Genomic DNA, 22,329 nt, shown 5'->3' with positions numbered 1-22,329 from the left:
GAGTTCGACTAAGAGCGTGATGATTTCTGGGAATCAGAACGCGTTTACAAGAGGATACTCTTAATCCCGATCAAAAAAAAGCAGGACCCACTCCATCAATACGGAGTGGGTCTTGCTTTTCTTTTCGGCCTTACTTTTTGTCGGCGTCCTCTGGGTGCAGGTGCACGATCTTTTTACCGCCTAAAATGTTTTTCACATCAGTCCGGCGTTTGTCTTTTTGAGCTTCGACCAGTTTCTTCGGCGTAATGTCATTTCCCTCGGGATCGTAAACTTTTGAATTCAAAAGGATTTCATCAAAAGAACTGCGGAACGATTGGATGTAGGTTTGACGCAGTTGCTGCTGCTCGATTTTTTCGGTTTCGGTCAGACCATCCGCCGTTTTGGCTTTGCGGGCCAATTCATTGATTCTGTTTAACAGTTTTTCCATATATGTTTCTCCTCTCGTGTGGAAGGAGATGTCAGAAGTGTTTGTCGTACCAAGCTTTCGCTGCAACAACCTCTTCATTCGTCAGTGAGTGTCCAGAGTTTCCCCAATAAATGGATACATCACTGCCGGCTCCTTCTAGTGTGGCCTTCAATTCCGTGCTTTCTTCCGGTGCGCAAAGCGGATCATTTGTGCCCGCACCGATAAAGACAGGAAGGGAACGCAGATCAGGCAATTGACGATTGCGGAACGGTACCATCGGATGATGAAGGATGGCTCCTTTGACCGCATCTTTGAAAGAGTATATCATACTCCCAGCGATATTTGCACCATTTGAGTATCCGATTACTACGATGTTATTCCGGTCAAAACCGTACTCTGCTGAAGCGTCATCAAGGAATGCAATCAATTCCTTCGTGCGGTAATCCAAGTCATTCTCGTCGAAAACGCCTTCTGCCAAACGGAGGAAATAACGATTCATGCCAGATTCGGTCACGTTTCCGCGCACACCTAGCAGGGATGCTTCCGGATCGATCGCCTCTCCGAGGAAAAATAGGTCATGTTCGGTTCCTCCTGTGCCATGTAATAACAGCAGCAAAGGCCTTTCCGAATTCCCTTGTTTAAAAATATGTTGATGATTCATCTAAATCAATCCTCTCTATTTATACGTTGCGGACTTCGAACGGAATGAGTCCTGCCGTCAATGCCTCACGTCTGCTTTCGTACTGCGGCGGAAACATCAATTTCTGACCCATCGTTTCGCGGGGCTCATCAATAGCGAATCCCGGCGAATCCGAAGCGATTTCGAAAAGGATGCCGCCTTTTTCCCTGAAGTAAAGGGCTTTAAAATAATTGCGGTCCCGGACAGGTGTGGCGTGTTGCCCAAGGGCGGTGACATGTTTCAGCCAATCCAGATGATCTGCTTCATCTTTTGCCCGCCATGCGATATGATGGACGGTTCCGACACCCATGACGCCGGCGCCCACCGAAGTCATCTTGATATCGACGGTATTGCCGAGAGCAGCTTCCGAACGGAAACGGATCAGGTCATCTTCCTGCCCGATGCGTTCCAATCCCATCACTTTTTCGACTACGGCTGCAGTGTCTTCAGGTGCGCTCGTCAACAGGACGGCTCCCGCAAAGCCTTTGATGGCATGTTCTGTGGGGACGCCGTTGAAGGAATAAGGGTTATTTTTTCCATCTTCACGCTCCACCAATTCCAGGTGCAGACCATGGGGATCATCAAAGTCCAGATAATCTTCCCCGAAGCGGGTCGTCTTGTCGAACGGAACGTTGTATTCGGTCAGGCGTTTTTCCCAGAATGACAAAGAACCGGCGGGAATCGCATAAGCAGTGATGCCGACCTGGCCATCACCAATGCTGCCTTGGCGGGCTTTGGCCCATGGGAAGAACGTGATGACGGTCCCGGGATCACCGTCCGCGTTGCCGAAGTAAAGGTGATAGGTTTCCGGATCGTCGAAGTTGACGGTCTGTTTAATCATGCGCATCCCGAGCAAACCAGCATAAAAATCGACGTTTTCCTGTGGATGACCCACGATGGCTGTAATATGATGGATCCCTGCTGTTTTCTTCATTATCAAAGACACTCCTTCTGACCGATTTTGGGTTCTTTACATTTATTGTCTCGAATTCGAAATAATAATAACACGCGAAAATCGAGCTGTCAAATAGTAAGCGTGAAGCAGTCAGTAAATAAAAAGTTAAGATAGCAGTAAAATTTACCGGAGCGCATATGCTATAATTAAACCTACAACAACAGAGGAATGAGGGGTAAATTTGCAGGATAACAGCATCGACCAAGTCATACGCGATTTTGTCAGTAAAGGCATTGCAGCCCACCGCATCCACAGCCTGGATGAGCGATACGCCATCAATCACCTATTGGGTTTACTAGGGATAGACGCTTATGATGTTCAAAAAATACCTTCCATTCCTTTGCCCAATTTACTGGACTCACTGGATCGGATGATCGGCTATGCAGTTGAAAGCCAACTGATTTCGGATGCTCCTGATGAAATCGAAATCATGGAAGCCCAAATCATGGAACTGATCACACCTTTGCCTTCCGAGGTGAACAAGCGTTTCTGGATGCATTATGAAGAAGCACCAATGCGGGCAACCGATGAGTTCTATCGATTGAGCCAGGACAATGATTACATCAAGATCAGGAAAATCGCAAAAAACAAACATTTTTCAGCCGATTCAAAGTACGGTAAGCTGGAAATCACGATAAACCTTTCCAAACCGGAGAAAACGCGCCAACAGATGGAATTCGCGCGTCAAACAGAAGGCGGCAACTATCCTGTTTGTGCGCTCTGCATGGAAAACGAAGGATACAGAGGGAGAGCCGATGCGGCAGCGAGAAGCAACCATCGGATTGTGCGTCTTCCTTTGTTCGGGGAAAATTGGGGCTTTCAGTATTCGCCTTATTCCTACTACAATGAGCACTGCATCATCCTTTCCGAAGAGCACGTGCCCATGCATGTCAATGCAGAGACAATTGCGAACCTGTTGGAGATCGTGACGGTCTTCCCGCACTATTTCATCGGTTCCAATGCCGGTTTGCCGATTGTCGGAGGTTCTATCCTAAGCCACGAACATTATCAAGGCGGACGGCACCACTTTCCGATGGAAGCTGCCCAAGTGCTCCGGAACCTGGCGTTGGATGATTTCCCGGAAGTCGAAGCGGAAATACTCTTTTGGCCGCTTTCGGTCATTCGTCTCCGTTCTGAAGAGCGGGATGGGGTCGCTGCAGCTGCGTGCGCCATTATGGAAGCATGGCAAAGCTACAGCGATCCGCAAGCCGATATTCTGGCGGAATCGGCAGGCATGCGCCATAATGCGGTGACGCTCATTGCGCGGCGTGTCGATGAAGCCTACGAGCTGGATGTCGTTTTGCGGAATAACCGGACAACCGAAGCGTTCCCTGACGGCATCTTCCATCCGCATCCGGATGTTCAGCACATCAAAAAAGAAAATATCGGCTTGATCGAAGTGCTAGGACTTGCCATCCTGCCGCCGCGTTTGGAAACGGAACTCAGTGAAGTGTCCGATTATCTGCTGGGGAAAACCGATGACGTCGCCCCCTGCCATCGGGAGTGGGCCGAAGAACTGAAGCAGCAAGGGCCTTTCGAAGCAGAGTCTATCTTGGAAATCATCCATGAGGCGGTCGGCGAAAAATTCGTGCGCGTGATCGAGGATGCGGGTGTGTACAAGCAAACACCGGAAGGGCAAGCCGGCTTTGATCGCTTTTTGAGCATACTTGAAAATAACAATGAGAATACATAGAAGAACGACGGAGGTGGAGTAAGTATGGCGACCATGAAGGACATCGCCGAAAAGGCAGGAGTCTCGACTGCAACGGTTTCGCGCGTGCTGAACCACGATGAGACGCTTTCTGTCGGCAAGGAAACGAAAGATCGGATTTTCGCAGCCGCAAAAGAGCTGAATTATACCAAAACGAAAAAAAAGAAAAGCAGGGAAAAAATCCTGCTGCTGCAATGGTACACCCAAGAGGAAGAGTTGGATGACCTCTATTATCAAGGCATCCGTTTAGGGGCCGAAGAACGCGCCGAAGCTGAAGGATATGATGTCGTACGCGTTTTCCATGATGTGACTTTCGACATCGAAAAGGACGTCATCGGCATCGTCGCAATCGGAAAGTTCGGAGAACGACAGGTGCAGCGGCTGATGGATTTCGGGAAGCCACTGTGCTTCATAGACTCGGATCAATTCAAATGGAAACAGGATTGCGTCATTGTCGATTTTGCATCCGCGATGGAACAAGTCATTGCTGAAATGGACAGAGGCGAACATACCAAAATCGGCTTTTTGGAAGGCAAGGAACTGACGAACGACAAAGAAATGCTGGTCCGCGATCTGCGGTCGGAGCTGTTTCTTGCTGAACTGCGCAAGCGGGGCTGGTACCGGGATAAGTATCACCGCAGCGGTAGCTTCAGTACTTCTTCGGGATACGAGATGATGAATCAGCTGCTTAGCGAAAACCGGGAACAGCTGCCGACTTTCCTGTTTGCCGAAAATGATGCAATCGCCATAGGAGCCTTACGGGCACTTCAGGAAGCGGATATTGCGGTTCCTGATCAAATTTCGGTAGTCGGATTCAACGACAGTAAGGTCGCCAAATACGTCTATCCGCCATTATCGACTATCCGTGTCGATACGCGCGAGATGGGTAATACGGGCGTATCTTTGCTGCTGGATCGCATTGCCTATCCACGGAAAATTTCAAAGAAAATCAGCTTATCCACTGAATGGATCAAACGTGCATCGACAAAATGATGCTTTCAAATCGGAGCTGAACCGCTTTGGAAAAGAAGAAGCCGCCCCAACAAACCGATACAGGTTGTTGGGGTGGCTTCTTTTCGTATCATATCAAAAATGAGTCTTATTTTTTCCAATCATCGATTTTATTATTTGCCTTATCTGCTAAATCATCGGCTTTATCATGCATATCTTCTTTGATTTCACCTTTTTTTTGTATTGCTTCGCCGCGTGTTTGTTGGAGTTTACCTTCTAATTCTTTTCCTGAGTCATTCACCAAGTCGCCATATTCCTCTTTAACTTTGCCGACAACTTTGTCCTTCATGCCTTTTGCTTTATCGCCCAAATTTGAATCCATGATGTTTCCTCCTTTTTGATGTCACACTTATTGTCTACTCTTACTATAATCTATTTTAACGCATTTATTTTTAGAATCAAGCAATAGCCCTTGGGAATGAAAACGTTATCCAGCATCCTTCTGAAGTATCTGGAAGGACACATGCTTTTTATCGCTTTGATTAAATGCTATACTAGATGAGCAGAATAATCAGGGAAAGGAGGCTATTTAGATGAGAATATTAGCCATTGAATCCTCAAACCAGACCATGAGTGCGGCTGTATGCGAAAATGGCCGCTTGCTCGCAGAAGTCACCACCAACGGAAATCTTCAGCACAGTACCCAGTTGATGCCAGCAGTCAATCATGTCCTGCAGCTTGCCGGATGGAAGCCAACCGATTTGGAACGCATCGCCGTCGCTAAGGGTCCTGGCTCGTACACAGGGGTCAGGATCGGAGCCACCATCGCCAAGACGTTGGCATGGACGTTGGCGATTCCGCTGGTGCCGATCTCCAGCTTGAAGGTTATTGCCGGCAATTGTGAAGGCGCAGCGCACAAAATCGTGCCTATGATCGATGCGCGCCGTGGCAACTGCTATACAGCTGTTTATCAATTCGAGGACAACTTGTTGGTGGAACGGATTGCCGACACACATACAGCCAGTGAAGAGTGGTTCCAGCGCTTGTTGGCGGAAGACGGCACCTATCTGTTCGTGGGAGAGGATGTCAGCAAATACCGCAATCGCATCGTAGCATTATTCGCGGAACGCGCACTGTTTGCGGGAGAAGCACAGGCTTTGCCGCGGGCGAGCGTTCTGGCCACGCTTTCGGAATCCGGAAAGGCGGAGGATCCGCACACATTTGTGCCGGCTTACTTGAAAAATCCGGAAGCAGAAGAAAAGTGGGAAGAACAGCATCACAGTAATCGGAGGGAAGACTACGTTGAAAGAGTGGATTCATCTATTTAAATCCGTGTACAAGGAAATTCAATCCGATATTCGGGCTAAATTCCTTTCAAAGCTCGTTCCCTCCGGTGAGGAAACCTATTTGCTGCGTAATCAGCTGCCTGTCAGATTGATGGTCGGCAGAAAACAGCATATTCCGGATATTCTCTATATCGAACGCATGAGTTATGCTGGAGCGACTCCTTGGGGAAGAACGGCGTTGGAAAATGATATGCTGCAGAATCCCAAATCGCTGTATTACGTTTTATATGAAGGGCATGCGCCCATTGCTTTTTTGGGTGTCAGATTGGATGGGAAAGATATCCATATCACTAATTTGGCGGTAGTGCCCGAATATCAGCAGATCGGTGTGGCTACTTTGTTGTTGCGAGTCTTAAAGGGGTTTGCGGACGAAAAAGGAGCCACTAGCATAAGTTTGGAAGTGCGGATTTCAAACCACAGAGCGAAGGCCCTGTACGCGAAAATGGGTTTTCTCCCGGAGCGGGTCAAGCAACATTATTATCACGGCGATGGAGAAGACGCTTTGGAGATGGTATGGCCGTTACCGGGAAAACAATTGGAAGAAAAGGAAGATGTTCATGCAACGCACTTTTGAAATCTGCGATCTGAAGGCGGACGCAGGCAAGTTGGAGCAACATGCCCAGGCTTTGTACGAACTTACATTGCTGGCCAACGAGGGGCATTCCAGTTGGAAAGCTGCCTCGTTCCTGTCTGAATTGAAGGATAATCATTCCCTTTATACAGGCTGCATGGAAGAAAACAAGCTGATGGGGTACATTTGCTGCATGGCGGTTGTGGATGAGGCGTCGATCAATAACTTTGCGGTAGCGCCTGACCAGCAGGGAAAAGGAATCGGAACAAAATTGTTGCAGGAGATGATCACTTTGCTGCAAACGAAGGGGATGGAGCGGCTTTGGCTTGAAGTCCGTGTCTCTAATGAAGCTGCCTACAACCTGTACAAAAAAACAGGCTTCACAGAAATATACCGAAGAAAAGAGTATTATCAGAATCCGGTAGAGGATGCCTACATAATGGAATTGGCGCTGACATCGGAAAATAAAGAGGAGGCGGAAGGCTGTTGACAGAAACAGATGTGACCATACTCGCGATAGAGAGCAGTTGCGATGAGACAAGTGTAGCTGTGGTGAAAAATGGAAATACCGTCCTTTCGAATGTTGTTGCTTCCCAGATCAAAAGCCATATGCGCTTTGGCGGGGTCGTTCCGGAAGTGGCTAGCCGTCATCATGTTGAGCAAATCACCCAAATCGTTGAAGCGGCATTGGATGAGGCCCAGGTCACTTTCGATGCCATCGATGCGGTCGCGGTGACACATGGCCCAGGCTTGGTCGGCTCGTTGCTGATCGGCGTCAGTGCGGCGAAAGCGCTGGCTTTTGCGCATCAGAAACCGCTCATTCCGGTCAACCATATGGCCGGCCATATCTATGCGAACCAGTTGGTGACGCCGATGCGCTATCCGTTGTTGTCCTTGGTTGTCAGCGGGGGACATACGGAATTGGTGTATATGGAAAAGGACGGCTCTTTCGACATCATAGGCGAAACAAGGGATGATGCTGCGGGCGAAGCTTACGACAAAATCGGCCGGATTTTGGGCTTGCCTTATCCAGGCGGAAAAAAAATGGATGAAATGGCTCATGAAGGCAAAGAAACGATGCATTTTCCGCGTGCTATGATCAAAGAAGACAATTATGATTTCAGTTTCAGCGGTTTGAAAAGTTCCGTCATCAATACTGTCCACAATGCGCGCCAAAAAGGGGATGACATCAATCCCTACGACCTCGCCGCCAGTTTCCAGGCAAGTGTCATAGAAGTTTTGGTGCATAAGACTTTGCGCGCAGCCAAGGAAAAGAACATCAAGCAACTGTTGTTGGCTGGCGGAGTCGCCGCCAACAGAGGGTTGCGTGAGGCTTTGTCCGCAAAAATGGCATTAGAGCTTCCTGAAGTCGAGGTTGTCATTCCGCCGTTGTCGCTTTGCGGGGACAATGCGGCGATGATTGGAGCTGCAGCCTACACCGAATACCGACAAAAACATTTTGCCGGATACGATTTGAATGCACATCCGGGGCTGGTGCTCGGAGAATAAAAAAAAGAGAACGCTGGTCGATGGCGACCAGCGTTCTCTTTTTTTGGCTTCTTAATCTATCAGCGCTCTGCAGTAATCGGCATCGAGATTTGAAAAATCGGTGACGATGACGGTTGCCAAGGATAGATCCTGTGGAGGGAACTCGAGATTGCGGAAACCGATGCATTTGCAGCCAGCCGCATGTGCAGAGGCAATCCCGTTTCTGGAGTCCTCTATGACGACGCAGTTTTCCGGTTTGGCCTTCAGGTTTTCGGCAGCATCCAGAAAAATATCCGGCGCAGGCTTAGAGTGCGCAACGCTTTCTCCTGAAACAAAATAGCTGAAATATTTTTCGATGTCCAATGATTTTACAGCTTTTTGGATATCCGTCAACGGAGAGGAGGAGGCGATTGCTAAAGGGACACCCGCTTCATGCAGACGTGCAATGAAGGGGATCACACCCGGGATCGGTTGCAGACCATCTTCTTCCATCAAGCGGTTCCGGATGACGTTCGCCCGTTCCACCAATTCTCCGACCGGGGCATCCAGGTCGAATTCATTTTTCATTGTTTCCCACATGTACTCATGCGTTGTCCCTTGGTAGCGGAAATGGTACTCCAACTCGGTGTCTACTCCGAATTCCTTCAATAACATACTCTCTGATCGCAAAAAGAATGGTTCCGTATCGATGATGACACCATCCATATCAAATAAAACGGCTTCCAACATATTCTTACCTCCATATTCCTAATATGCGTACTTGTTCCAGTGCATCTTAACAAAACTTCCGGCATTGCTTAGTCAAAACAGGCAGTCCCCGAGTCGAAACGGTTAGCCTCTAGACTATTCGCTCAGTTCCTCAAGCGCGGTTGTCTGATCTTCCCAATCCTGCATCAGCTCATCTTGCTTTGCTTGGAGGGCGAGCAATTGTTGGTTGAACTGTTGGACTTTTTCATGATCACCGTAGACTTCAGGCTCCGTCAATTGCAGTTCGATCGCAGTGAGGGCCTCTTCAACCGTCGCCAATTCATCTTCCAAAGCCTCGACTTGCCGAGCCAGTTTTCTTTCCAATTTCAGCTTTTCCTTGGAGGAAACGTAATCCCCTTTGGCTTTCGAAAGGGGCTCAACGGCAGTGTTTGTTTCCACGGCGTTTTCGGCCTGTTGCAGAGCTGCCAGAGCCGCTTCTTGTTGTTTCTTTTCAATATAGTAATCATAGTCCCCGAGATACAATTTGCTGCCTTCAGCGGAGAGTTCGACAATACTTGTCGCAATCCGGTTGATGAAATAGCGGTCATGGGAAACGAAAAGCAGGGTGCCGTCATAATCGATCAAGGCATTTTCGAGTACTTCCTTGCTGTCGATGTCCAAATGGTTCGTGGGTTCATCGAGGACCAGAAAGTTCTTTTGATCCAAGGCTAGCTTACAGAGTGAAAGCCTAGCCTTCTCGCCACCGCTCAATGCCGGGATCGTTTTTTCGACATCGGCGCCGGAGAACAGGAAGCTTCCCAGGATGCTGCGCACATCTTTTTCGTTCAGCGTAGGGTGAAGATCCCAGATTTCGGCGAGAACGCTCTTGTTTTTGGAAAGGTTGCCTAATTCCTGGTCATAATAACCGAGGTCCACATTGGCACCGAGCTGGACTCTGCCTTTCAAGAGCGGAATTTCGGAAATGATCGACTTCAGCAAAGTGGACTTGCCGATCCCGTTCGGACCGACAATCGCAATCGCTTGCTGTTTGCGGATATCAAGGTTGATTGGGTCAGCCAAGACCGTATCGGCATAGCCGACTGCGCCGTCTTCAAGGGTCAAGACGACGTTTCCGCTCTCTTTTGCGATCTCGAAGGAGAAGCGGGCGGAACGTTCATCGCCTTTCGGTTTGTCCATCCGGTCCATTTTTTCCAGACGTTTGCGGCGGCTTTGCGCCATCTTGGTCGTGGAGGCGCGCGCCAGGTTACGGGCGACGTAATCCTCCAATTTGGAGATTTCATCTTGTTGCTTCTCGTAAGCCTTCAATTCCTGTTCCAGGCGGGCGGCTTTTTCGGTCAGATAGTAAGAATAGTTCCCTTTGTAGTGCTGGATCTTGTGGCGGCTGATTTCGTAGACTTCAGTGGCGACTTTGTCCAGGAAATAGCGGTCATGGGAAACAATCAAAAGCGAGCCATTGTAACCCATCAGATAATTTTCCAGCCAAGCCAGCGTGTCGATGTCCAGATGGTTGGTGGGCTCATCCAAAATGAGCAGATCGTTCTTCTCAAGCAGGATTTTGGCCAAAGCGAGCCTTGTTTTCTGGCCGCCTGACAATTGGGAGATTGGGCGATCATAATCTTCTTCGTAGAACTGGAATCCGTGCAACACCGAACGGATTTCAGATTCGTAGCCGTATGCATTCTTTTCATGCAGGGTATGCTGAAGATGGTCATAGCGTTCCAAAGCTTTTTGATACGCCTCCTCGTCTTCGAGCAGGTCCGGATCCCCCAACGCGAAAGCGGCTTGCTCAGCCTCTTTGCTTAATCGGATAAGGGGGGCAAAAATGGTCAACATTTCTTGCCAAATCGTATTGGAGGAATCGACCGCGCTATGCTGATCCAAATAGCCGATTGTAACTTCCTTGCTCTTGGAAACAGAACCGGCATCCGTTGCTTCGATGCCTGCCAAAATCTTCAGCAGGGTTGATTTTCCTGCTCCGTTTCGGCCGACGAGCGCAATGCGCGAATGGTCCTGGACGGTAATTTGAATATTATCGAATAAGACGCTCGCCCCAAAAAGGCGCGCCAAATTTTGTCCTTGTAGTAAAATCATATGTAGTGTCCTCTTTCTAAATAAATACTCACATTTATCCTTTCCATTTTATCACAGCAAGCACTGATTCGATAGGGACAAGCAGAGTTATTGCTATATTCACGTATTTGTGCATGTGAAATTTATTAATGACCCCGTTTACAATTAGTATTGTATTTCACATATTGTTCAAAAAAGGCTTCACAATCAAGTCCGGTTTCGAACAAATTAGTAGATTTTTCACAATCAGATGCTATAATAGTCAATATGAAATGAAAGCCTAAGTATGTGAACATACTTTTTAAAGTTTGTGCATTCGGACAAACAATATGAGGTACTAAATGAACGAGGAAAGAAGAGGAGAAAATAATGTCGACGAATGATATTCCAAAAGCTACGGCAAGGAGGTTGCCGATTTACCACCGCTACTTGCGCTTTTTGCATAACGCTGGTAAAAAACGTGTTTCATCCACTGAATTGAGTGAAGCAGTAAAAGTGGACAGTGCTACTATCCGTAGGGATTTTTCATATTTTGGCGCACTAGGCAAAAGAGGATACGGCTATGATGTCGAGTATTTGTTGGATTTCTTCAGCAAAACATTGAATCAGGACCGTTTGACGAACGTGGCTCTGATAGGTGTGGGTAATTTGGGACATGCCTTGTTGAACTACAACTTCCATGTAAGCAATAACGTCCGCATCAGTGCCGCATTTGATGTCAATGAAGGCATCGTCGGCAAAATCCTTAGCGGTGTGCCGGTTTATCCGATGACGGATATGGTTGAGCAATTGCGCATCCAGCAGATTGATGTAGCCATTTTGACCGTTCCCCAGGAAGTGGCGCAGGATGCCACTAACCGATTGACTGAAGCGGGCGTTCGCGGCATCATGAACTTTACCCCAATCCGTCTTTCCGTTCCGGACAATGTCCGCGTTCAGAATGTGGACTTGACGAATGAATTGCAAACATTGATCTATTTCTTGGACAATGACATCGGCTGAGCAAAGTCGATAGCCGAGTAGAAGAGAACGCAAAAAGAAGGATGAGGCTGCCTCATCCTTCTTTTTTTTTTAGAGCTGAACGAACCCGTTCAGCTTTTCCTAATTTTTATCCATGCTGTCTTTGATTTTCAAGTAGGCATTGAACATGCGTACGCCTTTCACAACATCACTTGTTGCGAACAGCACGCTGACGATGGCCATGAATCCCCAGCCTGCAGTATTCACAGCATCGACTGCCAGCCAGATGAAGAGGACGGCGAAAACGAATCGAATGATTATTTGAATTAATAGATTTTTTAAAGTCATGTTATTCCTTTCTTCTTCCTAAATAGCGTGCTCCACGAGTCTTACGAAATGAGTTGGGACAGAATCGGCAAGGCGGACACGGCATTCATCAACGCATGGGCAATCATCGGAGTCGCTATGTTTCTTGTCCGGTAATAAAGGAAAGAAAACCAAAGACCCAGAGAGCCGTAAACTAAATAGTGCCCATCATTATGTGCAATCGCAAAAAGCAAAGCGCTGATAGTGGCCGCGCCGACTATCCCGATCCCGTCAACCAGATGGGTGACAATCGCTTTACGGAATACAAATTCCTCCATCACAGGTGCAAAGATGATGATGTTGAAAATAAAGAACGGGTAGCGGTTTGTCAAGTCCAGCAACACTTCCGTATTTTCGGAAACGACTGGCATCTTGAACAAAAGATACTCCACATTCATCGCGACGATCTGAATCAGGACAGCTCCCATGAAACCGAAGAGTCCGTTCGTGAGCGTTTTTCCGATTGGGGCAGCCGGTTGATCCGTAAGACTGTTTTGTGGTGTCCATTTTTTTCTGCTATTCCATGCTACCATAAGGACAGTCCCTAGGAAAGCAAAGAATAGCGAGAGATTCATGGCGGCCGCAATGCGATCTGCCTCCGGAATGAACAAAAGAATCAAGACCGGCAGAAACTGAGAAGCGAGATAGATGAGGATGATCTGTATGGCTAACGTTAACCTTGAACGTATTTTTTTATTCATATTAATAGTACCTTTCTGAGAGAACTGACGTTTTTGCGCTTGATAAATAGTATAGCACAGTAGCGCTCAAAAATAGAATTGGAAAAAATCGGCTTCCCTCTTGCAAATTAATTGGAGATTGATTAATATAGAAATGTAACTTAGCACTCTGAGTTGGTGAGTGCTAAAATGATATTATTTTGGAGGGGTCATCTTGTTAAAACCATTAGGAAACCGTGTTATTGTAGAAGTTGCCAAAGAAGAAGAAAAATCTATAGGCGGCATCGTTTTACCGTCATCCGCTAAAGAAAAATCCCAAACAGGTACCGTTATTGCTGTTGGCACAGGTCTCGTGACAGATAACGGGGTAACAATCGAAATGACCGTTAAGGCCGGAGATACTGTCCTTTTCGAAAAATATGCAGGCACAGAAGTTAAATATGCGGGAACAGAATACTTAGTGATCAAAGAAAGCGACATCGTAGCAATCCTGGACTAAAAATATAATTCATGAGGTGAATCGATAAATGGCAAAAGACATTAAATTTTCAGAAGACGCAAGAGCAGCAATGCTTCGTGGTGTAGATATCTTAGCAAATACCGTAAAAGTGACTCTAGGACCCAAAGGACGCAATGTCGTTTTGGAAAAAGCGTACGGCTCTCCGTTGATTACGAATGATGGCGTGACAATCGCCAAAGAAATCGAATTGGAAGATCGCTTCGAAAATATGGGAGCGAAACTGGTTGCCGAAGTTGCTTCCAAAACAAACGACATTGCCGGTGATGGTACTACAACTGCCACTGTTTTGACACAAGCCATCGTTCGCGAAGGGCTGAAAAACGTTACAGCAGGTGCAAACCCAGTGGGCATCCGTCGCGGTATTGAGTTGGCTACACAAGCAGCTGTAAAAGGTTTGGCGGAAATTTCCCAAACCGTAAATTCGAGAGAATCGATTGCGCAGGTTGCTGCCGTATCATCCGGATCGAAAGAAATCGGCGAATTGATTGCTGAAGCAATGGAAAAAGTCGGCAACGACGGGGTCATCACTATCGAAGAATCTAAAGGGATCGAAACCGAATTGGATGTTGTCGAAGGCATGCAATTCGATCGCGGATACCTATCGCAATACATGGTCACTAACAACGATAAGATGGAAGCTGAATTGGAAGCACCGTACATCCTAATCACGGATCGTAAATTATCCAATATCCAGGACATCTTGCCTTTATTGGAACAAATTTTGCAACAAGGACGCCCATTATTGATTGTTGCTGATGATGTTGACGGAGAAGCACTTCCAACATTAGTATTGAACAAATTGCGTGGAACATTCAATGTAGCGGCAGTCAAAGCACCTGGTTTCGGTGACCGTCGTAAAGAAATGCTGCAGGACATCGCAATCTTGACAGGCGGTACAGTCATTGCTGAAGACTTAGGCTTGGAATTGAAGGATGCTTCCGTAGAACATTTGGGTCGTGCAGGCAAAGTTGTCGTAACCAAAGATTCCACAACAATCGTTGAAGGAGCTGGCGAAAAAGCAGCTATTGAACAACGTGTGGCGGTCATCCGTGCGCAATCAGCCGAAACAACTTCAGAGTTTGATCGTGAGAAATTGCAAGAACGCCTTGCGAAATTATCCGGTGGCGTCGGCGTCATCAAAGTCGGAGCGGCTACAGAAACTGAATTAAGAGAACGCAAACTGCGTATCGAAGATGCTTTGAACGCAACGCGGGCTGCTGTTGAAGAAGGTATCGTATCCGGTGGTGGTACAGCCTTGATCAACGTTCAAAAATGCGTCGAAGCGTTGGAACTGACCGGCGACGAAGCGACAGGTGCACGCATCGTAGCACGTTCATTAGAAGAGCCAGTGAGACAAATCGCTGAAAATGCAGGAAAAGAAGGCTCCGTTGTAGCCGATAAGATCAAAGGCCTTGAAGTTGGCATGGGTTATAACGCCGCAACCGACGAATGGGTAAACATGATTGATGCAGGAATCGTCGATCCTACAAAAGTGACACGTTCCGCATTACAAAATGCAGCCAGCGTTGCTGCCTTGATCCTATCGACAGAAGCTATCGTAGCCGACCGTCCCGCCCCAGCCACACCCCCATCAATGGACCCAGGCATGGGCATGATGTAAAAATTAGGATACGATGAATTGCGTTTAGAGGGTGAGCACTAAGAGGATAACCACAAAGCGGACGTTTTTTGTCCGTGTGTGGTTATCCTCTTAGGCGGAACCCTCTGCAATTCAGAGTTCAACTATAACAGTGTGTGATGAATCCTGAGCTCAGAGTTTGAGCACTAACGAGGTTCAGGACCAAGCAGCCCGGTTTTGGCTGAGTGGGCATGAACAGCGTTAGGCGGAGAACTCTAGGATTCAGAACCGTTCTATATAGGATGAACTGTTTAAGAAAGCGAACAATCACATCCTTGCAACCCATAAATAGAGCTGACCAACATAATTTTGTTGGTCAGCTCTATTTTTTTACCTTCTATTATGGAAAAGCACCAATATATGGTTTGAAAATAAAAAAAATTATCCTTATGAAAAGCTGTTCCATCAATGTTTTTGGATGGTTTTGAATGAAAGTTAATGTTTTTGAAGGAAAATGATTGCTTTATTCCCGTGTGGGTGGTATATTTTTGTTCGAGAGGTGATAGAAAGTGCTTACAGAAGAACGGCATAAAATCATTCTAGACACTTTAGCAAAAGACAATATCGTAAAACTGCAGGACCTAGTCGATCAGACGGGCAGTTCTGAATCCACAATCAGACGGGATTTGAGCACTCTAGAAGAGGCCGGCTTCCTGATCCGTGTACATGGCGGAGCAAAGAGGAACTACAGTGTTTCCGCTGAGGACAGGATGGAAGATAAAACATCCAAAAACGTTCAGGATAAACAACGGATCGCTGAAAAAGCAGCTCAATTGGTAAGCGATCAAGACATCATCTTTTTGGATGCCGGATCGACCACCTACGAAATGATTCCCTTCCTGAAAGGCAAGAGCATCCTCGTCGTCACCAATGGCGTCCCGCACGCCAGTTTATTATCGGATATACAAATCGAGACGATCCTTATAGGCGGCAAAATCAAGATGGAGACAAAAGCAGTCATCGGACCAGTCAGCCAAATGCAAATGAGGAATTACCGTTTCAGCAAAGCTTTTCTTGGCATCAACGGCATCGACAAGCAATATGGCTTCACGACGCCGGACACCGAAGAAGCGGCCATCAAGCGGATAGCCATTGAAAATGCAGCACAAAGCTATGTCGTTGCGGATGCTTCGAAGTTCAAACAAGTCAGTTTTGTGAAGGTCTGCGACATTGAGGATTGTGGCATCGTCAGCTACAATGTCCCGTCGGAAATCAAACGTAACCTGAAAGACAGTACAACTATTTGGGAGGCTGAATAATGATATATACAGTAACATTAAATCCATCCATCGATTACATCGTCCATTTGCCCGCTATCGAGTTGGGCGAAGTGAACCGTATCCAACAGGATTTCAAACTGCCGGGTGGCAAAGGCATCAACGTTTCCCGCATCCTGAACGAACTGGAAGTGGAAAATACCGCTTTAGGGTTCCTTGGAGGTTTCACCGGAAAATACATCGAAGACTGGTTGGAAGCGGAAAAAAGCAAAACGCATTTCACGCATGTGGAGGAAGCGACCCGCATCAACGTCAAGATCAAGTCAGGAATGGAGACTGAAATGAACGGTCCAGGCCCGAATATCGAGCCTGCAGTCGCAGAAGAATTCCTGAAACAATTCGATGCGCTTGATCCGGAAAACGACATCGTAGTCTTGGCGGGAAGCAAACCTGCAAGCTTGCCGGATGATTATTATCAGACCATCATCCGCAGATTGACGGACAAAGGCGTACCGTTCCTGATCGATACGACCGGGGAAGAACTGAAAAATGCGTTGCCTTACCATCCGTTATTGGTGAAACCGAACCACCACGAATTGGCGGAATTGTTCGATACCACTTTCGAAACGGATGAGGACATCCTGCCATACGGCAAGAAATTGCTTGAAGGGGGAGCGCAATACGCAATCATCTCAATGGCAGCTAAAGGAGCGATCCTTTTCACTCCGGAAGGTGTTTACCATGGTACAGTACCAAAAGGGGTACTTAAAAATTCAGTAGGGTCCGGAGATTCAATGATTGCCGGATTTGTCGGAACATACATGAAGACGCACGACCCGTTGGAAGCATTCAAAGTCAGTATCGCTTGCGGAAGCGCAACCGCTTTTGCCGACGATTTAGCCAAACGCGAAGAAATTGATACTCTAGTCAAACAAGTCACTATCAGTCAGCTATAGGGAGGAGAACTTATTAATATGAAAATCAATGATATCTTACTAAAAGAATTGATGGTTATGGATTTGCAAGCAACAACTAAAGAGGGCGTCATCGATGAAATGATCGCAGGTCTTTCCACTAATGGCATCATCAATGATGTTGCGGTTTACAAAGAGGGCATCATGAAGCGCGAGTCACAAACATCCACTGGTTTGGGCGACGGCATCGCAATGCCGCATGCCAAAAACAAAGCGGTCATCAAACCTGCAGTTGTTTTTGCAAAAAGTGCAGCAGGTGTGGACTATGCTTCATTGGACGGTCAACCAGCACATCTATTCTTCATGATTGCGGCTCCAGAAGGCGCAAATAATGTTCATTTGGAAGTTTTAGCGTCATTATCCCGTTTACTTATCAATCCTGATTTCACTGCATCATTGAAAAAAGCTCAGACTCCAGAAGAAGTTCAAGGTTTGTTTGCGGCAGCAGAAGCTAAGCGCGAAGCCAAAGAGCAAGCAGAAGCAGCAGCGAAAGCAGCTCCAGTAGCGGCAACCGAAACGAAGAGACCTTTCGTCATTGCAGTAACGGCTTGTCCTACAGGGATCGCACACACGTATATGGCGGAAGATTCATTGAAACTGATGGCTGAAAAAATGGGCGTCGATATCCGCGTTGAAACGAACGGCTCGGATGGCGTCAAGAACGCCTTGACAGCCGACGAAATCCGCCGTGCTGATGGCGTCATCGTGGCAGCTGACAAAAAAGTTGAAATGGCGCGTTTCAACGGTAAACACGTTCTTCAAAGACCGGTAAGCGACGGCATCAACAAAGCTGAAGAATTGATCACAAAAGCAATGCGTCAAGAAGCACCGATCCTGAATGTTGAAGGCGATACATTCTCATCCAGCTCAAGCGACGAAAATCCATCAATCATCGGAAGAATCTACAAAGATCTGATGAACGGTATTTCACACATGTTGCCGTTTGTTGTCGGTGGTGGTATCCTGATTGCGATTTCCTTCCTGTTCGAAACGTCATTCGGTGCTGACAGTACGTTGTTCATTTCCTTTATGGCAATTGGTGGAGCGGCATTCAGCTTCCTGATTCCGATTTTGGCCGGTTACATCGCAATGAGTATCGCAGATCGTCCAGGGTTGCTTCCAGGTATGGCGGGCGGTTACTTGGCTGTGCAAGCAAATGCCGGATTCTTGGGCGGTTTGATTGCTGGTTTCTTGGCAGGATACATCATGGTTTATCTGAAGAAAGCCTTTAAAGGATTACCGCGGGCATTGGATGGCATGAAGACAATTCTCTTATACCCTGTGTTCGGTCTATTGATCACTGGTTTGTTGATGTATTTCTTGGTCGGTCCTGTCTTCTCCACAATCAATACAGCTATGATTACCTTCCTGGAAAACTTGGGTACTGGTAACGCGGTGTTGTTGGGTGCTGTTCTTGGCGGTATGATGGCAATCGATATGGGTGGTCCATTCAATAAAGCAGCTTATGCCTTCTCAATCGGTATCTTCACGGATACTGGCGATGGCAGCTTGATGGCCGCTGTAATGGCTGGTGGTATGATTCCTCCATTGGCAATCGGTATCGCAACCTTGATTTTCAAAAATAAATTTACAGATATCGAACAAAAATCTGGACTTTCCAACATCTTGTTGGGCCTTTCCTTCATCACTGAAGGTGCAATTCCATTCGCTGCAGCAGATCCGATGCGCGTTATCGGCTCATCCATCCTTGGTTCAGCGATTGCAGGTGGTTTGACGCAACTATGGGCAGTTTCGATCCCTGCACCACACGGTGGCTTGTTCGTAATCACATTGGCTAACCGTCCGTTGATGTTCTTGCTTGCTTTATTGATCGGAACAGTCGTTTCAGCGTTGACGTTGGGTCTGTGGAAAAAAACTAAGACACAAGAAGTCGCAAAATAAATTGAATCATGCATTGAGAGAACAGACTGGGCATCCCCCTAACTGTTCTCTCTTTTTTGCTGTTCCGAAAACAAGTCTAATAAATGAAAACGGTATGACAGATAAATGAGAATAATGTAAAAAAATGGGATGATTTTCATGGCAGATATGCTATAATGCATATTGTTAAATAAATGAAAATGTAGATATCAGTTCATGCATAAAAGCAACGGATATTGAAATCTGTATAAGGAGGTAAAAGCATGGCAGCAAAGGAATCAATCAAAAAAGTGGTTTTGGCTTACTCAGGTGGATTGGACACGTCAGTCATCATCCCTTGGTTAAAAGAAAATTACAACAACTGTGAAGTAATCGCCGTAGTAGGAGACGTAGGACAAGGTGATGACTACAGCCGATTGGAAGAAAAAGCGATCAACTGTGGCGCATCGAAATTGTATGTTGCAGACTTGAAGAAGGAATTCGTCGAAGAATTCATTTGGCCGACATTGCAAGCAGGCGCTAAGTACGAAGGACAATATTTATTGGGGACTTCTTTCGCCCGTCCGATCATTGCGAAAAGAATGGTAGAGATTGCGCATCTGGAAAATGCTGATGCGATCGTTCATGGAGCAACAGGGAAAGGGAACGACCAGGTCCGTTTTGAAGTTGGCATCAGAGAATTCGATCCGAACATCACGATCATCGCCCCTTGGAGAGAATGGGAACTGACTTCCAGAGAAGATGAATTTGCGTATGCTGCTGCACATAACGTGCCGCTTCCGATTACGTTGGAAACAAACTACTCAAAAGATAAAAACTTATGGCATCTATCGCATGAAGGCCTTGATCTGGAAATGACAGCCAACGAGCCTGATTACGATAAAATTCTGGAGATGTGCGTGACGCCTGAGAAAGCTCCGGACGAAGCGACCTATGTTACCCTGGAATTCAAAAAAGGCATACCGGTCAGCCTGAACGGTGAAGCTTTGGACGGCATCGCTCTGATCGAAAAATTGAATGTGATTGCAGGCGCGAACGGCGTCGGCATCATCGATATCGTGGAGAACCGCTTAGTCGGCATGAAATCAAGAGGCGTTTATGAAACGCCAGCTGGAACTGTGCTGTACCATGCCCACGATAAATTGGAACAGCTTTGCCTGGACAAAGACACGTTCCAATACAAACAATTGCTTGCCAACAAATATGCGGAGCTTGTATACAACGGATTGTGGTATACACCATTGCGCAAAGCATTGGCTGCATTTGTTGAGGAAACACAACAGAATGTCGAAGGTTTCGTGAAGATGAAGCTTTATAAAGGCAACATCACTGATGCTGGCGTTGTCAGCGCGAAATCATTGTACAGCGAAAGCTTCGCGACTTTCGAGAGCGACGATGTATACAACCATACTGATGCAGCCGGCTTTATCCGTCTGTTCGGATTACCTACATCCATCCGTGTCATGAAAGAGCAAGCTGAAGATCAAGCGACACATGAAGAATTGAAAGATCTTTTAAAATAAACAACCGGTATTAGTGTCTCTTGACAACTAGTCCGCTCTGGAACGCCCTCATCAGGCAATAACTCCTGATGAGGGCGTTCTTTTTCAGTTGTTGGATGGAAACCCTGGAGGATGACGCCGCAAGCAGGCCGTCATCCAAAAATGGAGGGATATTGCATTTCCAAACTTTGATATCCCAAAAGAATAAACTATGATAAAATGAATGCATTCATATTTAGCTAGTTTAAGGAGGAGGAGATTAAGCGTGAATCAAACAGGTGAATGGAACAAAGCCCGTAAAATTATCATCGGCATCATTGATGTGCTGTTGTTCATCGGATCATTGCTGTTATCTTTTTATTTAAAATTTGGAAGAAATATACCATTGATAAACTTCGATGCCTTTCAGGGCAGCATTGCCTACGTCTCAGTGATTTTCATCATCGTTAATATCCTGTTCGGTACGTACATATTTTATAACAAATCGATCAGTGATTTCTTGTTCATCACGGTCATCGGACAATTCGTTCTTTCGTTGATCATCATGGCGCTGACTTTTGCCGGGCGATGGTTGGCATTCCCGCGATCGGTCATTCTGATCAACTTTTTTGTGGGAACAATCCTTTTGTTCCTGTTCCGCGTAATGGTTTTCAAAATGTATCAGAGCATGAGCGGAAGCAAACGGGTCATGATTGTCGGGATGGAAAAGGAAGTATTTGCGGCAGTCGACAACTTCACGAATACAAAAAGTATCCGCCATATGGTGACGCATGTCGTCCTGTCGGATTATTACGAAAATGTTTTGCGGCACCTAGAAGAGATTGATATCGTCTACTTAGCGAGCCAGATCGAAGAATCTGAAAAACTCAAGATATACGATCTGTTGACGAGCAAAGAGAAGAAGATGTTCTTGAATACCAGCTTTGAAAATCTGATCATGGTCAATCCGAACATGATGAACATCGAAGATGAAAGCATCATCGAGGTTTCCCCGTTCCGTATCTCGGCAGAAGATGGTCTTATGAAACGGATCATCGATATTGCAGTTGCGCTGATCGGTATCGTTATTACCTCGCCGATCATGGCAGTTACGGCTTTCTTGGTGAAGAAAAGTTCCGAAGGTCCCGTATTCTACAAGCAGACACGAATCACCAAAGACGGCAAGGAATTCGAAATTTTGAAGTTCCGCAGCATGGGTGTGACTGCTGAGAAAGATTCAGGCCCGGTTTTGGCAACAAGCAATGATATGCGCGTCACAAAAGTCGGCAAATATCTGCGCTCCCTGCGCATCGATGAGCTGCCGCAATTGTTCAATGTGTTGCTGGGCGATATGTCTTTGGTCGGACCCCGGCCGGAACGTCCCTTCTTCGTTGATCAATTCAAGGAATTGAACCCGCATTATTACCTGCGCCACAACGTTCGTGCCGGTATTACCGGATATGCGCAAGTGTACGGGAAGTACGCCTCCGACTTCAACAGCAAGCTGAACTTCGATCTGATCTACATCAAGAAATATTCCTTGATACTGGATTTGAAGATCATGCTGCAAACGGTCAAGATCTTGTTCGATAAAGTATCATCCCGAGGTGTGGATGAAAGCGAACGAGCGATTCTGACCGAGCAAGAGATTGAAGCACGCGGCATCAGAGTCATTTATTAAAACGAAAAGTAAACCATCCTGCCGGGCGTTTTTCCGCCCACCAGG

At 46.7% G+C, this 22,329-nt stretch carries 22 protein-coding genes; 14 read left to right on the top strand and 8 right to left on the bottom strand.

Features of this window, described 5'->3' with window-relative positions; all coding sequences use genetic code 11:
- Nucleotides 1-130: 130 nt before the first annotated feature.
- From AC0J5I_RS02275 to AC0J5I_RS02265, 3 genes are read right to left on the bottom strand one after another with little or no spacing between them, the layout of a single operon-like run.
- Entirely contained in the window at nt 131-427 is a 297-nt protein-coding gene (locus AC0J5I_RS02275; RefSeq protein WP_106449358.1) for a DUF896 domain-containing protein, read from the bottom strand.
- A gap of 31 nt (nt 428-458) precedes the next feature.
- Nucleotides 459-1,067, bottom strand: a complete 609-nt coding sequence (locus tag AC0J5I_RS02270; RefSeq protein WP_475303082.1) for an alpha/beta hydrolase — start codon at nt 1,065-1,067, stop codon at nt 459-461.
- A gap of 19 nt (nt 1,068-1,086) precedes the next feature.
- Nucleotides 1,087-2,019 (bottom strand): ring-cleaving dioxygenase, encoded by a 933-nt coding sequence (locus AC0J5I_RS02265; protein ID WP_199902983.1) that lies wholly within the window; start codon nt 2,017-2,019, stop codon nt 1,087-1,089.
- Between the two features lie 202 nt (nt 2,020-2,221).
- On the opposite strand from AC0J5I_RS02265, the gene galT reads away from it, so the two are divergent.
- Together galT and AC0J5I_RS02255 are read left to right on the top strand one after the other, a co-directional pair.
- Nucleotides 2,222-3,733, top strand: coding sequence for a UDP-glucose--hexose-1-phosphate uridylyltransferase (galT, locus tag AC0J5I_RS02260; RefSeq protein WP_475303078.1), 1,512 nt, complete (start codon nt 2,222-2,224; stop codon nt 3,731-3,733).
- 24 nt (nt 3,734-3,757) lie between these two features.
- A complete protein-coding gene (locus AC0J5I_RS02255) occupies nt 3,758-4,744 on the top strand; it encodes a LacI family DNA-binding transcriptional regulator (protein WP_475303076.1) in 987 nt (328 codons plus the stop codon).
- 106 nt (nt 4,745-4,850) lie between these two features.
- Here AC0J5I_RS02255 and AC0J5I_RS02250 read toward each other — a convergent pair whose 3' ends face one another.
- Nucleotides 4,851-5,084, bottom strand: a complete 234-nt coding sequence (locus tag AC0J5I_RS02250; RefSeq protein WP_107995473.1) for a CsbD family protein — start codon at nt 5,082-5,084, stop codon at nt 4,851-4,853.
- A gap of 211 nt (nt 5,085-5,295) precedes the next feature.
- Between AC0J5I_RS02250 and tsaB the strand changes: the two genes are divergently transcribed.
- Genes tsaB through tsaD form a run of 4 tightly spaced genes read left to right on the top strand, consistent with a single transcriptional unit; the run spans nt 5,296 to nt 8,128 of the window.
- The gene (tsaB, locus tag AC0J5I_RS02245) at nt 5,296-6,030 is read left to right on the top strand and encodes a tRNA (adenosine(37)-N6)-threonylcarbamoyltransferase complex dimerization subunit type 1 TsaB (protein ID WP_475303072.1); all 735 of its coding nucleotides are present in this window, start codon (nt 5,296-5,298) and stop codon (nt 6,028-6,030) included.
- Complete coding sequence (gene rimI, locus AC0J5I_RS02240; protein ID WP_107995475.1) at nt 6,005-6,622, top strand: ribosomal protein S18-alanine N-acetyltransferase; 618 nt, start codon at nt 6,005-6,007, stop codon at nt 6,620-6,622. The genes tsaB and rimI (AC0J5I_RS02240) overlap by 26 nt, the downstream gene beginning before the upstream one ends.
- Entirely contained in the window at nt 6,606-7,109 is a 504-nt protein-coding gene (rimI, locus tag AC0J5I_RS02235; RefSeq protein ID WP_475303067.1) for a ribosomal protein S18-alanine N-acetyltransferase, read from the top strand. Before rimI (AC0J5I_RS02240) ends, rimI (AC0J5I_RS02235) begins: the two co-directional genes overlap by 17 nt.
- Nucleotides 7,103-8,128, top strand: coding sequence for a tRNA (adenosine(37)-N6)-threonylcarbamoyltransferase complex transferase subunit TsaD (gene tsaD, locus AC0J5I_RS02230; RefSeq protein ID WP_475305456.1), 1,026 nt, complete (start codon nt 7,103-7,105; stop codon nt 8,126-8,128). Before rimI (AC0J5I_RS02235) ends, tsaD begins: the two co-directional genes overlap by 7 nt.
- A gap of 51 nt (nt 8,129-8,179) precedes the next feature.
- Here tsaD and AC0J5I_RS02225 read toward each other — a convergent pair whose 3' ends face one another.
- Nucleotides 8,180-8,836, bottom strand: a complete 657-nt coding sequence (locus tag AC0J5I_RS02225; RefSeq protein ID WP_107995478.1) for an HAD family hydrolase — start codon at nt 8,834-8,836, stop codon at nt 8,180-8,182.
- 114 nt (nt 8,837-8,950) lie between these two features.
- Nucleotides 8,951-10,906: an ABC-F family ATP-binding cassette domain-containing protein gene (locus AC0J5I_RS02220; protein ID WP_475303062.1), complete on the bottom strand. Its 1,956-nt coding sequence runs from the start codon at nt 10,904-10,906 to the stop codon at nt 8,951-8,953.
- Nucleotides 10,907-11,254: 348 nt separating this feature from the next.
- Here AC0J5I_RS02220 and AC0J5I_RS02215 point away from each other — a divergent pair, with 348 nt between their 5' ends.
- Nucleotides 11,255-11,887, top strand: a complete 633-nt coding sequence (locus AC0J5I_RS02215) for a redox-sensing transcriptional repressor Rex (RefSeq protein WP_086629504.1) — start codon at nt 11,255-11,257, stop codon at nt 11,885-11,887.
- Nucleotides 11,888-11,986: 99 nt separating this feature from the next.
- On the opposite strand, the gene AC0J5I_RS02210 is transcribed toward AC0J5I_RS02215, so the two are convergent.
- Nucleotides 11,987-12,193, bottom strand: a complete 207-nt coding sequence (locus AC0J5I_RS02210) for a DUF4305 domain-containing protein (protein WP_107995480.1) — start codon at nt 12,191-12,193, stop codon at nt 11,987-11,989.
- A gap of 41 nt (nt 12,194-12,234) precedes the next feature.
- Nucleotides 12,235-12,912: a CPBP family intramembrane glutamic endopeptidase gene (locus AC0J5I_RS02205; protein ID WP_107995481.1), complete on the bottom strand. Its 678-nt coding sequence runs from the start codon at nt 12,910-12,912 to the stop codon at nt 12,235-12,237.
- A 193-nt stretch (nt 12,913-13,105) separates the two neighbouring features.
- On the opposite strand from AC0J5I_RS02205, the gene groES reads away from it, so the two are divergent.
- The 7 genes from groES (at nt 13,106) to AC0J5I_RS02170 (ending at nt 22,284) form a co-directional block, all read left to right on the top strand.
- A complete protein-coding gene (groES, locus tag AC0J5I_RS02200; protein WP_086985536.1) occupies nt 13,106-13,390 on the top strand; it encodes a co-chaperone GroES in 285 nt (94 codons plus the stop codon).
- A 28-nt stretch (nt 13,391-13,418) separates the two neighbouring features.
- Entirely contained in the window at nt 13,419-15,032 is a 1,614-nt protein-coding gene (gene groL, locus AC0J5I_RS02195) for a chaperonin GroEL (RefSeq protein ID WP_107995482.1), read from the top strand.
- 527 nt (nt 15,033-15,559) lie between these two features.
- On the top strand, nt 15,560-16,309 hold the full coding sequence (locus AC0J5I_RS02190; protein WP_107995483.1) for a DeoR/GlpR family DNA-binding transcription regulator: 750 nt from the start codon (nt 15,560-15,562) through the stop codon (nt 16,307-16,309).
- Entirely contained in the window at nt 16,309-17,223 is a 915-nt protein-coding gene (gene pfkB, locus AC0J5I_RS02185; RefSeq protein ID WP_107995484.1) for a 1-phosphofructokinase, read from the top strand. Before AC0J5I_RS02190 ends, pfkB begins: the two co-directional genes overlap by 1 nt.
- 18 nt (nt 17,224-17,241) lie before the next feature.
- Nucleotides 17,242-19,143, top strand: coding sequence for a PTS fructose transporter subunit IIABC (locus AC0J5I_RS02180; RefSeq protein ID WP_475303039.1), 1,902 nt, complete (start codon nt 17,242-17,244; stop codon nt 19,141-19,143).
- Nucleotides 19,144-19,385: 242 nt separating this feature from the next.
- Nucleotides 19,386-20,645 (top strand): argininosuccinate synthase, encoded by a 1,260-nt coding sequence (locus AC0J5I_RS02175; RefSeq protein WP_107995486.1) that lies wholly within the window; start codon nt 19,386-19,388, stop codon nt 20,643-20,645.
- A 202-nt stretch (nt 20,646-20,847) separates the two neighbouring features.
- Nucleotides 20,848-22,284 (top strand): sugar transferase, encoded by a 1,437-nt coding sequence (locus tag AC0J5I_RS02170; protein WP_107995487.1) that lies wholly within the window; start codon nt 20,848-20,850, stop codon nt 22,282-22,284.
- Nucleotides 22,285-22,329 lie beyond the last annotated feature (45 nt).

This window comes from Trichococcus sp. TS_SC_9 (assembly GCF_056156325.1).
Note: the sequence above shows the minus strand (reverse complement) of the source record. Positions and strands in the feature narration are given on the sequence as shown.